The sequence below is a fragment of the Cyclobacteriaceae bacterium genome (assembly GCA_013141055.1).
In the GTDB taxonomy this organism is placed as follows: domain Bacteria; phylum Bacteroidota; class Bacteroidia; order Cytophagales; family Cyclobacteriaceae; genus ELB16-189.
The window spans coordinates 3,046,515-3,061,286 of record JABFRS010000001.1; the positions used below are offsets into that span (position 1 = coordinate 3,046,515).

At 40.2% G+C, this 14,772-nt stretch carries 13 protein-coding genes; 10 read left to right on the forward strand and 3 right to left on the reverse strand.

Annotated elements, in window-relative coordinates; all coding sequences use genetic code 11:
* The first annotated feature begins 166 nt into the window (after positions 1-166).
* Positions 167-628: a low molecular weight phosphotyrosine protein phosphatase gene (locus HOP08_13555; protein ID NOT75947.1), complete on the forward strand. Its 462-nt coding sequence runs from the start codon at positions 167-169 to the stop codon at positions 626-628.
* A 9-nt stretch (positions 629-637) separates the two neighbouring features.
* On the opposite strand, the gene HOP08_13560 is transcribed toward HOP08_13555, so the two are convergent.
* Positions 638-1,879, reverse strand: a complete 1,242-nt coding sequence (locus tag HOP08_13560) for an aspartate kinase (protein NOT75948.1) — start codon at positions 1,877-1,879, stop codon at positions 638-640.
* Positions 1,880-2,073: 194 nt separating this feature from the next.
* Between HOP08_13560 and fbp the strand changes: the two genes are divergently transcribed.
* From fbp to HOP08_13580, 4 genes are all read left to right on the forward strand, one after another.
* Positions 2,074-3,060 (forward strand): class 1 fructose-bisphosphatase, encoded by a 987-nt coding sequence (gene fbp / locus HOP08_13565; protein NOT75949.1) that lies wholly within the window; start codon positions 2,074-2,076, stop codon positions 3,058-3,060.
* A gap of 77 nt (positions 3,061-3,137) precedes the next feature.
* Positions 3,138-3,554, forward strand: coding sequence for a hypothetical protein (locus HOP08_13570; GenBank protein ID NOT75950.1), 417 nt, complete (start codon positions 3,138-3,140; stop codon positions 3,552-3,554).
* Positions 3,555-3,699: 145 nt separating this feature from the next.
* A complete protein-coding gene (locus HOP08_13575; GenBank protein NOT75951.1) occupies positions 3,700-4,125 on the forward strand; it encodes a VOC family protein in 426 nt (141 codons plus the stop codon).
* Positions 4,126-4,204: 79 nt separating this feature from the next.
* Positions 4,205-4,663: a hypothetical protein gene (locus tag HOP08_13580; protein ID NOT75952.1), complete on the forward strand. Its 459-nt coding sequence runs from the start codon at positions 4,205-4,207 to the stop codon at positions 4,661-4,663.
* 41 nt (positions 4,664-4,704) lie between these two features.
* Here the strand turns inward: HOP08_13580 and HOP08_13585 are convergent, their stop codons facing one another.
* Positions 4,705-5,124 (reverse strand): DUF5606 domain-containing protein, encoded by a 420-nt coding sequence (locus HOP08_13585; GenBank protein NOT75953.1) that lies wholly within the window; start codon positions 5,122-5,124, stop codon positions 4,705-4,707.
* Between the two features lie 117 nt (positions 5,125-5,241).
* Positions 5,242-5,844 (reverse strand): YihA family ribosome biogenesis GTP-binding protein, encoded by a 603-nt coding sequence (locus tag HOP08_13590; GenBank protein ID NOT75954.1) that lies wholly within the window; start codon positions 5,842-5,844, stop codon positions 5,242-5,244.
* 189 nt (positions 5,845-6,033) lie between these two features.
* Here HOP08_13590 and ubiE point away from each other — a divergent pair, with 189 nt between their 5' ends.
* From ubiE to HOP08_13615, 5 genes are all read left to right on the forward strand, one after another.
* Positions 6,034-6,699: a bifunctional demethylmenaquinone methyltransferase/2-methoxy-6-polyprenyl-1,4-benzoquinol methylase UbiE gene (ubiE, locus tag HOP08_13595; protein NOT75955.1), complete on the forward strand. Its 666-nt coding sequence runs from the start codon at positions 6,034-6,036 to the stop codon at positions 6,697-6,699.
* A gap of 11 nt (positions 6,700-6,710) precedes the next feature.
* Entirely contained in the window at positions 6,711-7,379 is a 669-nt protein-coding gene (locus tag HOP08_13600) for a PorT family protein (protein ID NOT75956.1), read from the forward strand.
* 32 nt (positions 7,380-7,411) lie between these two features.
* Positions 7,412-8,173, forward strand: a complete 762-nt coding sequence (locus HOP08_13605; protein ID NOT75957.1) for an SDR family NAD(P)-dependent oxidoreductase — start codon at positions 7,412-7,414, stop codon at positions 8,171-8,173.
* 70 nt (positions 8,174-8,243) lie between these two features.
* Positions 8,244-9,017, forward strand: coding sequence for a hypothetical protein (locus tag HOP08_13610; protein ID NOT75958.1), 774 nt, complete (start codon positions 8,244-8,246; stop codon positions 9,015-9,017).
* A gap of 124 nt (positions 9,018-9,141) precedes the next feature.
* Positions 9,142-14,748: a tetratricopeptide repeat protein gene (locus HOP08_13615; GenBank protein NOT75959.1), complete on the forward strand. Its 5,607-nt coding sequence runs from the start codon at positions 9,142-9,144 to the stop codon at positions 14,746-14,748.
* The last annotated feature ends 24 nt before the right edge of the window (positions 14,749-14,772 follow it).

Genomic DNA, 14,772 nt, shown 5'->3' on the forward strand with positions numbered 1-14,772 from the left:
GTGCAATTTAATGATCAGAGGATCAAAAATCCCATAAAAAAAGGAAACACCCCAACCCGAGGTGTTTCCAAACCAAAAACCGATAAAATGTGCTATACCTGATTAATTCTTTTCAAACTTACGTTGTAACCCTACTCTTCCTATTTTTATTAAATTTTTACTTCTAATGACACGAATTCTTTTTGTTTGCCTTGGCAATATCTGCCGCTCACCGCTTGCAGAAGCAATTTTTATTCATCAGATCACCGAAAAAAACCTTCAGAATCATTTTAAGATTGCTTCTTGTGGAACCGCGAATTATCATGTTGGTGATCAGCCTGATTCCCGTACAATCAGGAATGCATTAAAGAATGGAATAAAGATAGACCACATTGGCAGGCAATTCTCTGTAAAAGATTTTGAAGATTATGACTTGATCATTCCTATGGATCAAAGTAATCTCAATAACATCATGCGGCTTCCCGGTGCCGAAAAATATGGCGATAAGATCAAACTTATGCGCACGTTTGACTCTGAAGATATTGGATCTGACGTTCCTGATCCGTGGTCGGGAGGAGAGAGTGATTTTCAGAACGTTTTTGAAATACTGACGAGATCAATGAAGGGTTTTATTAGTACATTAAAATAATTTAATGCTTCAGTTTTTTACCAATACCTGAAGCGTACTCCTTGACAATTGCTCTAATAGAACGCCTTTCATATTCCTGTACTTGTCTGAACTGATCATATCGTAATTTTTCACAGTGATCAATGTAAGTCCGGTATTGTAGTAAACTTCAAAGTGACTGGAAAGTCGCTCAGTGAGCTGCAATACTTTGTCCTCACGAAAATCAATACAAAAGGAGAATGAGATTGCTGAATTCTGCATTACATTGATCTTAATGTTTAGTTCAGATAATGCCTTAAAAATAGAACTGAGTTGCTCTTCATTGATAAAGGTGTAATCCGTTACCCTGCAGGAGACCAGGCATTGGTTGTCTTTAAACACAATCAAGGGAGGAAGTGCGCTGATCTTCGTTTCGTGGATGATGGTTCCTGGCAAGGAGGGATCATCAAAGTTCTTTACATACAATGGAATATTATTGTTTGCTAGCGGTTTGATGGTTTTTGGATGAATAACCGATGCGCCATAGTATGTCATTTCCGCTGCTTCCCGGAAGGGGAGTTCTTCAAAGACTACAGCTTCCGGCAAACGACGAGGATCAGCATTCATAACGCCAGGAACATCTTTCCAGATTGTCACTGAGTCTGCGTGAAGGCATGAAGCGAAGATTGCAGCTGTATAATCAGAACCATCCCGACCCAGAGTGATCGTGTATTTTCCATGACCTCCTATAAATCCTTGCGTGAGAATTATTTTTTCATCGATGAGGGATCGTAAGGTGTTAATGCGTTGATCTGTTTCGGTCCAGTCTACTTTTCCTTCACGGAAAGTTTCATCAGTGATAATGTACTTACGGGCATCGAGCCATTGCATGCTTAATCCCTGTTCAGCGATAAAATCACAAACGATTAATGTGGATACAATTTCTCCAATAGATACCACCTGATCATATAACTGATCATGAGGCATTTTTGCTTTCAATAAATCAGGGATACTGTCGAACTCATGGGCCACCTTTTGCCAGATAGGACTCTCAGTTTTGAAGAGTTCACGCATGATATTCTCATGGTATATGCGACTGGACTCTATCTCTTCCTGAAAATTTTTTCCTTTCTGATATTGATCAATTACCCGCTCGAGGGCATTGGTAGTCTTTCCCATGGCAGATACCACTACAAGGATTTTTTCTTTTGAATATCTCTTAACGATACTTGCTACCTGACGGATGCCTTTTGCACTGTTAACCGACGCTCCACCGAATTTGAATATCTGCATGAATTAAATTTAGAACGAAAGATAAAAGATAAAACACCTTTTGACATTGTTGAACCTGTTTTCATAGTTACTTTTCAAATGTAGGATGTCTTTCATCTTTCTTTATTGATTACTCTGTTTGTGGTCCTTTTTTTCTGTCTTTTTAGTCCATTTCAATCGATTGCATTAACTTTACCTCCCAAAGAATAACAAGTATGGAACAGTCCCGCATTGCTCACTCTATCGGAATCGCCCTTGACCGGTTTATAAAGAATAACCAGGAGCAGTTTCAATACGCCAGCGGCGAACTTTCGCAATTACTGAGAGACATAGCCTTGGCATCAAAGGTGGTAAACCGGGAAGTAAACAAAGCCGGACTTATTGACATCATGGGTGCTTTGGGTTCTCAAAACTCGGCAGGAGATGAGCAACAAAAGCTTGACGTGCTGGCCAACATCCGCTTTACTAGGGCGCTTTCGAAAGGCGGAGAAGTATGTGCCTTGATCTCTGAAGAGACAGAATCATTTGTCGACCTCAACAACGAAGGAAAGTATGTAATTGCGATTGATCCACTCGATGGATCCTCCAATATTGATGTTAACGTTTCTATCGGGACAATCTTCTCAGTGTATAGAAGAAAAAGTCCTGAGGGTACACCCATACAGAACATTGATATTCTGCAGAAGGGAAGTGAGCAGGTAGCGGCCGGTTATATATTGTATGGATCAAGCACGATGCTCGTGTACACCACGGGCCATGGTGTCAACGGATTTACGTACGAACCAACACTGGGAGAGTATTTTCTTTCTCATCCTGATCTTAAAATGCCTGAAGACGGAAGGATTTTTTCGGTAAATGAAGGTTCATTCAACTCGTTTTCAGAAGGTGTGAAGGGTTATTTAAATTATTGCAAAGGTCAAAATTTCATGGCACGCTACATAGGTTCGCTGGTAGCCGACTTCCACCGCAATATGCTGAAGGGAGGAATTTATATTTATCCTGCAAATGCCAAAGACAAAGGAGGAAAACTCCGATTGATGTATGAGTGTAATGCCTTGGCATACCTTGCAGAACAGGCTGGGGGACTTGCTACTGATGGTAAGAAAAGGATATTGGACATTCAGCCTTTAACACTCCATCAACGTACACCTTTTTATGTGGGTTCAAAGAAAATGGTTGAGAAGGCGGAAAGCTTTGGGTGAAAATATGAAGCATATTTTTTCACTATCCATTCCAACCTATTTCCATGTTGAGTGGTCTAATGAGAAATAGCAGAATTATGAAGAACATTCCATTGCTCCTGCTTGCAGTAACGTTTTTGATGACCTCTTGTAAGAAAGATGAGGTCAAAAAGAAGGAAGGAGTCGATCCCCTTGCGTCGGGCGTTTACAAAGGTGAATTTTACAGAGGAGGTCCACTGATTGATGCAATTTCTTCACATGTGACAATTGTGGTCACTGATAATAAATTTGAAGGATCCAGTGATGTTTCAAATTATCCATCCATTTGTTCCGGCACTTTCTCAGTAAGCGGAAGTAAAATCAATTTTTCGAACGCTTGTGCTTTCACTGCTAATTTTGATTGGACGTTGATTTTAGGCGGAGAATATGACCTGGAGGTAAACGGAAACGAAGTTATCATGATTCATCGATATGATGATGGCAACTTTGATCGTTATAGATTGTCGAAGCAATAAAATAAGTCACTTCTTTTTTCTCCTGTTTTAGCATTTCGTCGGAATCGCCCCTCACGATTGTCGTTTTTAAGCCTTTCTATGTTTAGGGGGTTGAGTAATTTCGTTACGTCAACACAAAAAAACATAAAGACTTAAATTCAAAAACATGGATCATTCAATTGTTTCTTGCCTCTGGTGTGATGGTAATGCCAGGGAAGCAGCGGATTATTATTGTTCAATCTTTAAAAATTCAAAGATCACTGATGCTAATCCGATGGTCGTGGCCTTTGAATTGAATGGATCAAAATTCATTGGATTGAATGGCGGACCGAACTTCAAATTTAACGAAGCAGTTTCTTTTGTTGTAAACTGTGATACCCAGGAAGAGATTGACCATTACTGGAACAGTCTGATTGCAAATGGTGGCAATGAAAGCATGTGCGGTTGGTTAAAGGATAAGTTTGGTGTCTCCTGGCAGATCGTTCCATCCATGCTCGGCAAGTTGATGTCGGATCCTGAAAAAGGAAATCGAGCGATGCAGGCACTTTTAAAAATGAAGAAACTTGATATTGCAAAGCTTAAAGCAGCATAGAAATAAATAGTAATTTTAGATTCCAACCTGAACGTCGGAACATGTGTCTAAGAGTTATTAATACTGAAAAATCTTAGCTATGAAAAAACTGATCCTTCCGATATTCCTGATTTTGATCTTAATCTCTTGTGAAAAAGAGAAGATTGCACCAATTCCAGCAAATTGTACAGAGAAATGGATTCTTGTGCGGATGACTGGAAACTTTGCAAATCAGCCACCACTTGTAGGTGCAGATATGGACTGGCAGGAGTCACTTTACTTTTATCCTAATGGAAAGTTTCTTAAATCAAGAGAGCGAAATGGTGCTATTGTAGAGGCGGGTGGTACTTTTCAAATAACAACGATAAGCTATCAAAAGTACGTTGAGTTAGTCTATGATTCCGAAAATGAATTGATTGCAACCTGTGAGGCAGGATTGAAAGAATATCTGATGGTAAATTCTGATTCTGAATTATCAGGAACCTGGATGGCTTGTGATGGCCCGGGTTTGTATTATGAAAAACTTGGATTCATTTGTGCCTTCAATGGAGATCAATAATCTTGAAAGCAGTTGGTGAAGCTGCCAACTGCTTTTTATAATTACTTACTTTCTTCCTTTTTACTTTCTTCAAGTATCTCCGGTGCGTATTGTAAAATAACGCCATACCATCTTACCAGCTTCTTAATATCAGAAACATATACTCGATTTTCATCATATTCAGGCAGCACTGATTTCAGGAATGCTTTCAACTCTGATGGATCTGAATTGATATCGACACCTGTATCATTATTGAATTCTTTTTTGATCTTCTTTAAAACATCTCCCAATGGAATTGTTCCTTCTTTTGTAGTGGTATAAATCGAGATTTCTTCCAGCAAAGATATCCGGTTGCTTGCGCTGGCAACCATTCTGCTTTTCGCCTCATCAAGAGATTCCAACAGAACGCCCGTATTTCCTGGTTTTAAAATTTTGTACAATCCACCTTTTCCGGAAACGCTAGCGAGATCTTTTAATTCCATCGTTTATACTTTAATATGATTAGCAAAAATAAGGATTCAATTTGAATATGAAGTGAGATTACGCAGTGTTTGATAAAGAAAAGCCAGAAGCGGAGATTCAGAATCAAACGAGTGAAATTATTTTTTTACACCCGTAAGAAGGGATCCGATATACCCCAGCAGTTGGTCCTTACCTTCATGTTTTTCTGATGACGTCAGAAACATTGGGGGAAGTTCAGCCCAGGTCACTTTTAAAGTGTCTTCCCATCTTTTTATGGATATCAACAATTCACTTCGTTTCAACTTATCTGATTTTGTAAAGACGAGCGAAAAGGGTAGGTTCTGACTTGCCATCCATTCAATGAATTCTAGATCAATTTTTTGGGGCTCATGACGTGGATCCAGGAGCACAAAAGTTGTTGTAAGAGTTTCTCTTTTTTTGAGATAGGTTTCAATCATCGGTCCCCATGACTGCAGTTTGCTTCGTGCCGTATGAGCATATCCATATCCAGGTAAATCCACCAGATACCATTTTTCGTTGATCAGAAAATGATTGATTGTCTGTGTCTTGCCGGGAGTGGAGGACGTATTGGCCAGTGTTTTCCTGTTCACCAGCATATTAATAAGAGACGACTTTCCCACATTGGATCGGCCAATGAATGCAAATTCATGCTTGTTTGACACCGGACTACGCCCAGGGTCCGTATTGCTCATGATAAATTCGGCCGATTTTATAATCATTTTGGCAAAAGTACCAATAAGAACCAGCACCTCAACAATTTCTTGATGACTTGATGTGGAAATCAGAATATCCAGCATAGGCACTTCTGCATATTAACACATTAACACCTTGAAGGAATTCACTAACTTTCGCACGTGGTAGTACCTTACAAAGAAGATTCCTCAGCCAAGAAGCAACAAGTCGCCAGGATGTTTGATAGCATCAGTGGCCGCTATGATTTCCTCAACCATTTTTTGAGCCTTGGTATTGATATTGTCTGGAGAAAAAAAGCTGTTGCCTTATTGAAAGAGCTTCAGCCTAAAACGATCCTTGATGTGGCAACCGGTACCGGTGATTTTGCCATCGAAGCACTTAATCTCAACCCTGATAAGATTGTCGGTGTTGACATTTCTGAAGGCATGCTGGAAGTCGGCAGACAAAAGATGCGTGCTAAAAAGGTTGATCATATTATTGATCTCCGCTTGGGTGACTCTGAAAATCTTCCGTTTGAGGATAATTTTTTTGATGCTTTGATCGTTGCCTTTGGTGTGAGGAATTTTGAGAATCTGGAACGTGGGTTGGCAGAGATGCTAAGGGTAGTAAAGCCCGGAGGAAGAATTGTTATTCTTGAATTCTCCAGGCCTTCAAAATTCCCGATGAAGCAGTTGTACAAAGTTTATTTTACTGCCATCTTGCCATTGGTTGGCCGATGGATATCGAAAGATCAATCGGCGTATCAATATCTTCCTGAATCAGTACAAGCTTTTCCAGATGGAAATGATTTCATAAAAATTCTTTCCACCATTGGTTACAAAAATCCGCAATGCAATTCACTCACTTTCGGAATAAGTTCGCTCTACTGGGGTACCAAATAACGGTACTGCTGTTGTTAACCACAGGTCTTTCCTATGGGCAGAATTTTGCGTGGGCGAAAAGAAATAATCCTGAGTTTGATAGAAGAAAAATCTCTTACGGTTTTATGATTGGTATTCATACCTCAGCCTATGAGGTTAAATACTCTGATCGGTTTGTAACGCAAAGTTTTGATACCGTTCATTCTGTGCAAGGTTCTTTCAGTGGAGGATTTTCATTGGGATTTCTTATTAATCTTCGTTTGAACGAAGTCCTCGATCTGCGAGTGATGCCAAAAGCAGGATTCTATAATCATAAGCTTAACTACTATTTTACAAACAACTCTTCAAGGCAGCAATTGGTAGAAACCTCTATGTATGAATTTCCAATCCTGTTAAAGTATAAATCCATGCGAAGAGGAAATGTCAGGATGTACATGGTAGGAGGTTTTACACCATCCTTTGAGGCCTCCGGAAAAAATGATGTACAGTCAACAACTTCCAATCTTGATATAAAGAGTATGAACCTTAGTCTTGATGCAGGTCTTGGCTTCGATTTTTATTTTCCTTTCTTTAAATTCTCTCAGGAAATTCGTTTTCAAAAAGGCTTGACAAATATGCTTGGATCTGACCCTAGTCCTTTTGCAGCACCCATTAAAGATCTTCACACCAATACTATTTCGGTGTATTTCATTTTTCAATAATATTGCCTCTTCTTTCACCCCGTTAATCATTTATGACTCATAAGCGAATCGTCTTTATCACCGGAGCTACTTCCGGGATCGGAGAGGCTACTGCCAGATTGCTGGCCAAAAATAATTTCAAGCTCATCCTTTGTGGCAGAAGAAAAGATCGTCTTGCGGAGATCAGCAAAGAATTGTCTTTGATTACTGAAGTTACTACTCTCTCTTTTGAGGTTCGGGATCATAATGAAGTTGCCAAGGCAATTAAATCTCTTCCTGCAGAATGGACATCCATTGATATCCTTATCAATAATGCAGGCAATGCACACGGCCTTGATCCGATTCAATCTGGTAATGTTGAAGACTGGGATGCAATGATTGACATTAACGTAAAAGGCTTACTGTATGTATCACGTGAAGTGTTGCCAGGAATGGTCGAACGTAGATCTGGTCACGTAGTTAATCTGGGATCTATTGCTGGGAGAGAAGTGTACGCAAACGGAAACGTTTATTGTGCCAGTAAGTTTGCTGTTGAAGCTTTGACCCGTAGCATGCGAATTGATCTGAATGCTGCCGGAATTAAAGTAACTGCGATCCAGCCTGGAATGGTAGAGACGGAATTTTCATTAGTCAGATTTAAAGGAGATGCTGAGCGTGCTGCCGCAGCTTACAAAGGCCTTATTCCCTTGAAGGGTGAGGACATAGCTGACCTTATTTTGTTTGCTTTAACCCGACCGCCTCATGTAGTGGTGGCTGATCTGGTAGTTTTTCCAGTTGCACAAGCCAGCGCAACCGTTGTAAAACGTGAACAATAATTTTATACCTTAGTACACTTAATTTTTAACCGCCTGTTATAAGCCACATGCGGTTCTTATGTTCTCAGCAATGAAGAAAACAATCCGTAGCTTTTCGCTAATCATTAATTATAAGACACTGATCATTACTGCACTGTCTGTAATATCAACTTATGTTTGCATTCAATTTGGTCTCACTGCAAAATTTCCTGATATGCTGGTGGGTGTGGCCATTGTTTTCCCCGTTGTGTTTTCAATTGGCTCGGCCTACAGTAGAAGAGAAACGGCTTTGCAGAGATGGGCCGACTTTAAAGGTCACGCGATTGCCATCTATTATGCAACACGTGATTGGACGACAAACAAAAATAATGATCTGCCGCAGCGTACTCGCGAGACTACTCTTGAGATGATGCAAAAATTGAAGATTATTCTTAGTGGAAAGAAGAGCGAGTGGCCTGCAAGAGAAGTCGAGATCTATAAACTCTTTTCGAAACTATCAGCAATTACCATGGAGTTGCGGGATCATGGTGTTCAAAGTGGAGAGATTTCCAGAGTGAGTCAGTATGTTAGCAAGATGATCATTGCCTTTGATAATCTTAAGATAATTTTTGTCTATCGAACACCCGTAACCTTAAGGGCGTATAGCAAAGTTTTCATTTATATTTTCCCGATCATATATGGACCATATTTTGCCAGCACATTTGGTGATTATTCGCCATCGCTGGAATATGTTATGCCTGTGCTCTACAGCTTCATTTTGGTCAGTCTGGATAATATTCAGGATCACCTTGAGAATCCTTTTGATGAAGTGGGAGAGGATGATATTGACATTGATGCCGAAGGTGCTCGTAGGCTATTGGATTAGCCAAGAAAAGCATATACCGTCAACCCGCAATTCGATATCCGTACTGGTACGGATTTCTACGTAATTCCACTAATTTAAAGCAATAGGTAGCTTTTTCTCTTTATTTTTAGAGTTAAAGCTCCCTATGAAAGTTACCGTTTCTCTTGCCTTCGCACTATTTTCTCTTCTCCTCACATCTTTTGGGCAGAAAACTGAAACTGAGGTTTACACCATGGGGTTCAAGTTCTCTTCATTGGAGAAAAAAGGGGCAAACGTATATACAGCTGCCATTGATCATGGCCTTGACATAGGACTGAAACAGGACGGCACCGGAACTGTTTATGGAATGGTTCGCAAAGACGTAAAAGCTCATAATCATAAGTTAGGCACGGTGACATGGACATCGGTTTCTCAAAACCGTTCAGTGGGTACCATCAAACTAAATGAAAATGAGATCATAATGGATGGTGATTTGTTTTATGTAAATATCACGGTTCCGAAAAGAGAGCGTACTTCTTATTTCTTTCTCATCACAGAAGCTATAAATGTTGTTAAAGACAACGGGGAACCTTATTACACATTTGAGGAAATTCTCGAAAAGGACGGCTTCACTTTGCGCACAGAAAAATTTCTGTCCATGCAAAATGACATACATGCAGCTGGAGAAAAGCTAAAACAATCTGGCTATAAGGGCAAGGTTCAGGCTGGCCCGTATGAAGGCGAGGCAGTGTATGATGTTATGATAAAAACTGATACGCTGGCAGTTTGGTACTATGTCTATCATCTTAATCAGATGAACTGGGAGACGATGGGTCAGGATATCCGACTTAGTGAGGCATTCAAGGAGTATGTGGAGGAAGGGGATGTTGCTTCTCCGGGTTTATTGAAAACCTGGTTTGTCGGTGCGACAAAGCAATCCATGGAAGGAAAGTATACTCAGTACAAAAGAAAGATAACAAAAAAACTTCTTGAAGATTGGAAAGAGGATGCGACAAAATTTTCCAACGATAAGAAATTTGATGATGCCGAGGCATTGCTGGATGCATGCATTTTTCTCTCCGAAAAAATGGGAGACGAGAATCAAATTGGCCTTTATTTTTTCGCAAAAGCTGATTTGTATGAGAGGTCTGAAGCCTATGATAAAAGTCTGGCATCATATCAATTGGCATTGGATCATTTCACTAAAGCCAATAATAATTTCACGATAGGCCATGCTCATCAGGCAATAGGGATGGTACAGTATCGATTAAAAGATTATGCTAATTCCTTAAAGTCATTTGAAAAAGCGATTGGTATCCGGGGCAAGTTGGTGAAAGACAACCCTGGTAATGTTGACTACCTGAATAACATGTACACAACATTGAACGCATCCGCTGATGTAACGTATGCTGTGGAAGATTACCAGTCATCGATTGAGATCTATCGAGCTGCTTTGAAGTTTGCAAGACTGGCCAAAAATAAAAGTGATGAAGGAACGGCCCTATGGAATCATGGTTTTGTATTTGAGGAGAAACTCAAAAACCATGACTCCTCTTTGGTGTATTATCAGAAGGCAAAAGATATCTATGTTGACTTAAAGGATACAACCAGCGTTGTTACATTGATGCGATCTCTGGCAATCGTTAATGAAAATTTAAAGCGGTATCAGATAGCGAAATCCATTACCGCAGATGGTATTGCTTTGGCAAAAAAAACCAAGAATGACGCATCGCTTGTAACCATCCTTGACTATCAGGGAATCCAGTTTGTGGAGCATGAGGATTATCTCAATGCCATTAAAAGTTATAAAGAGGCGGAGGTTATCTACAAAAAGCTTGATAACCGGGTGAAGCTTGAAAATCTGAAGAAGAAACTTGCAAAATGCTATCGTGAAACGGGGCAGTATGATCTCGCTATTTCAAAATTCAAAGAGCGGCTTGAGTACATCGAAGTGGATGATCTTTCCAGAAGAGCAGACATGAATTGGGACATTGCATTGGTATATGGAAAGAAGGGAGATATCAAGAATGAGATTTTTTATTATGATAAATCTGAAAAGGACTATCGACAGATCAAGGACACCGCAAGCCTCACAATTGTTATCAATAATATGGGCTATGCTTATCGTGATGTTAAGGACTCTGTCAATTCATATAAAAATCATGAACGTGCAATTCTCTTAAATAGAGACAGAAAAGACAAGTCAGATCTTGCCTACTCATACGAGCATCTTGCCAATTCCTATAAGCAGTTCGATAGTAATGTAAAGTCTATTGAGAACTTCAGGCTGGCCCAGAAAATTTATGAACAATTAGGGAATTTTCTAAAGGCTGGTAATATGAGTGACGACCAGGGACATCGTCAGGTGGCGCGCAAGCAATATGCCCTGGCAATAGACAGATTCACGGAATCCATTAAACTGTACAATAGGGCCGGAGACAAAAGGGAAGAAGCTGAAGCTCATTGGGATCTTGCCTATCAGTCGGATACCTGGTTTGACCACTATGATTTCTCCATCGATCATTACAAAACAGCTTATGGATTGTATATGGAAGCCGGGGACTCAGTTAATGCCTGCGTCATGCTTTCCAATATTGGACAGGATCATTGGAGTAAGGTAGATTATGTGAAGGCGATAGAATATCATCAGAAGGCAATAGCACTGGCAAAAGCTTGCAGGAATAACAAGCAAGTTGCGCGATCCTGGTCGAAACTGGCAATCCTATACAAGGACTCTGGTAATCCCATTGATGGAACTATAGCGCTCGTGAATGCGGCAGATGCACTATTGGTGATAAAAGATTCCGTACAACTGGGAACAACTTATCAGGACATCGGGAATACTTATTATAAGTCGAAAGACTATCCAAAAGCAATGGATTATTTCGATCGCTCGATTACTATTCGTAAAGCCTTAAGGGATACATTAAACCTGGCTTCTGCTCTTAATGATCTTGCGATAGTCTATGCAATTAAAAATGATTACAAAAATGCCGAGCCCCTGTATTCAAAAGCCCTGGTTCTCCGAAGGAAGATCAAGGACAGGGATAATATTCCATATAATCTCTCATGTCTCGGAAATCTGGAATTAAATGTTCAACAGGATTATGTGAAGTCAGAGAAGTATTTCCTGGAAGCTGAGAAACTTGCTGAACAGACGCATGATGAAGGTATTCAGGCATTTATTTTCAGTCAGATGAAATGGCTTTACCGATCTCAGGGTAAGGCAGCGCTCGCTGAAAAAAGCCTTCAGAAAGCATTGGATCTTTATAAAAAGAATAAGAATGGAAAGGAATATGCCAACACACTGGTGAGTCAAAGCTTTGACGTGGGATATGTAACCGGTGACCAGATCAAGGCCATGAAGTTACTCGATGATGCTCAGGTGATTGCAGATACTATTAAAGATGTAATGCTGCAGGCCAGTATTTTCGGACAGCGTGGTACGATCCTGCGTGAATTAGGAGAGTTTCAAAAAGCACTCGACTATGCAACTAAAAGCCTTGAGCTTTACCAGCAGATTGATAATGATTGGGGAATTGCAGGAGTGTATGTGGACAGAGGAAATATTTACAAACAGTTGAATGAGTATGATCAGGCAATAAAAAATCAATTGATTGCAGATAGCATCTATAAAAGCATTCATGCAGAGTATGCCCGACTTGCCCCGATTGCTAACCTTGGTGAGAATTATTCGGCTCAGGGAAATTATGTGAAAGCGATGGAGTACTATCAGCAGACACTCGCCATTTCCAAAAAAGCAAATGATCTCAATGAAAACCTTGCAATTATTCAGGTATTGATTGGGGAAACACATTATTATCTGGGAAATCCTACAGAGGCAGAGAAATGGATCAAACTTTCATTGGCGACCTGTGATCAGGTGGGAGCCTTCCGAGCAAAATCTGACAACCTTGGTGTCATGGGACGTTTGAAAATTGATGAGAAAAAATTTACAGAAGCCCGTCCTTACCTGGTGGAGGGCATGAGGCTGTCCAAAGAAAAATCACTGAAGATTGGATATATCAGCAATCTTGTGTTACTGGGGAAATTGGAAGTGGAGGAGAAAAAATATGCTGCAGCTAAACCGCTGCTTGAAGAAGCGATTGCAACATCCAGAACGATGGGTAAGAATAGTACACTTTGGGAAAGTTTATACCTACTTGGTGTAATGAACAGGGAAACCGGTGATCTGCAAATGGGTCGTGATAATCTTAAAGAATCGGTATTGATCATTGAGAAAATCCGAAACAAGGTATCGGGTGGTGAAGAAGCGCAAAAATTGTTTTCCTCTGACAAAAACATTTTAAAGGTTTATGAAGTGTTGGTAGATGTGCTGCTGCAGCTTGGAGAAACTGACGCAGCTATGGAATACCTTCAGAAGAACAATGAAGATAATTTAAAAGCAAAGTATCGCGGATTGGACATCAAGTTTCAGAATGAGAACAAGAACAAGGTGGTAGGCCAGGAGCGCACTATGAAGGCCAAGCTTGACGGCATTGAACAGCAGATAGTAAATGAAAAGGCATTACCAGTTGATAAACAAAATGTTGCCAAGCTTAAGAATCTTGAAGGTATTCAGACAATTGCTGAAGGTGACTATCTTAAATTTGTCAATCAACAGGTGAATGTCCAACCAGAGTTATCAAAGTTCTTTAGTAATAGTGTTCAGCCATCTGAGTTTAGAAAGAGGAAGAAGCAAATTCCGAAGGACATGGCTCTGCTTTCTTATCTGCCTGGTGAAAAACAACTGTATATTTTTATGGCAACGTCGGATACGGTGATTGCCAAGGTTGTTAATATTACAAGAGAGCAACTTGCCCGTGATGTTAGTGGTGTAATGAGTATTGTGCGCACCCAACAAGGTACATTTGGGAAGCTGGATCTTTCAAAGGAAGAAGTAGAGCGAAAGGAACTTGTTTCTGATCAGAAGCAAACGGATAAATCGATGAAGCCGTTTGAGGAATTGTATCATTATCTGATATCTCCTGTCAGTGCTGAGATAGCCAACAAAAAGAAGCTTTGCATTATCCCTAATGGTGCTTTAAGCTATATTCCTTTTCAGCTGTTAGGCAAGACATTGCAAAATGGGAAATTCAGCCTCATGGCAAATCAATTCTCAATCTTCTATGCAAACTCAACGGACATGTTGTTGCGTACTTTGGAAGGAGGAGAGAAGGATTATAATATCCTTGCTTTCGGCAACCCTGATAAAAGTCTGCCATCAACTGAAAAAGAAGTATCGGACATAAAGAAGCTCTTTCCCAATGCTTCGATATTTACTGGAGATGATGCCACGGAAGATAAAGCGAAGTTCGCAGAGGAGAAGTTTAATGTTATGCATTTCGCCACGCATGGAAATCTTGATTATGAGGATTTCAGCAAGTCATATCTGACAATGGCAGTAAATCCATCAAAGAATGAGGATGGTAAGCTGACATTAGAAGAGTTATGGGGAATGGAAGTAATGAATCACCTTAGTATCGTGGTGCTTTCAGCGTGCCAGACGGCTGTAACCAAAGGTTCGAATGAGAGTTCACCTGTAAGCCCTGCCAGTGGATTTTTACAGAATGGTGTAAAGTCGGTAGTAGCGACGCTGTGGAAAGTGGATGATGAGGCGACTTCTATTTTAATTGGAGATTTCTATAAGAACATCAAAACAATGGATGCGGTTGATGCTTTGCGTTTGGCGCAGGTGAATCTCTCGAAAAATCCAAAATTTGCACTGCCTTATTATTGGGCTGGAGCAATTTTATTAGGAGACTGGAGATAAAAAAATCGGGTAGTCAGCTTTTAG

Coding starts and splice junctions, on each gene's coding strand:
- HOP08_13610 (NOT75958.1), top strand. CDS start 8,244: ATGAAGAAAACAATCCGTAGCTTTTCGCTAATCATTAATTATAAGACA.
- HOP08_13585 (NOT75953.1), bottom strand. CDS start 5,124: ATGGAATTAAAAGATCTCGCTAGCGTTTCCGGAAAAGGTGGATTGTAC.
- HOP08_13580 (NOT75952.1), top strand. CDS start 4,205: ATGAAAAAACTGATCCTTCCGATATTCCTGATTTTGATCTTAATCTCT.
- ubiE (NOT75955.1), top strand. CDS start 6,034: ATGTTTGATAGCATCAGTGGCCGCTATGATTTCCTCAACCATTTTTTG.
- fbp (NOT75949.1), top strand. CDS start 2,074: ATGGAACAGTCCCGCATTGCTCACTCTATCGGAATCGCCCTTGACCGG.
- HOP08_13555 (NOT75947.1), top strand. CDS start 167: ATGACACGAATTCTTTTTGTTTGCCTTGGCAATATCTGCCGCTCACCG.
- HOP08_13575 (NOT75951.1), top strand. CDS start 3,700: ATGGATCATTCAATTGTTTCTTGCCTCTGGTGTGATGGTAATGCCAGG.
- HOP08_13560 (NOT75948.1), bottom strand. CDS start 1,879: ATGCAGATATTCAAATTCGGTGGAGCGTCGGTTAACAGTGCAAAAGGC.
- HOP08_13605 (NOT75957.1), top strand. CDS start 7,412: ATGACTCATAAGCGAATCGTCTTTATCACCGGAGCTACTTCCGGGATC.
- HOP08_13615 (NOT75959.1), top strand. CDS start 9,142: ATGAAAGTTACCGTTTCTCTTGCCTTCGCACTATTTTCTCTTCTCCTC.
- HOP08_13590 (NOT75954.1), bottom strand. CDS start 5,844: ATGATTATAAAATCGGCCGAATTTATCATGAGCAATACGGACCCTGGG.
- HOP08_13570 (NOT75950.1), top strand. CDS start 3,138: ATGAAGAACATTCCATTGCTCCTGCTTGCAGTAACGTTTTTGATGACC.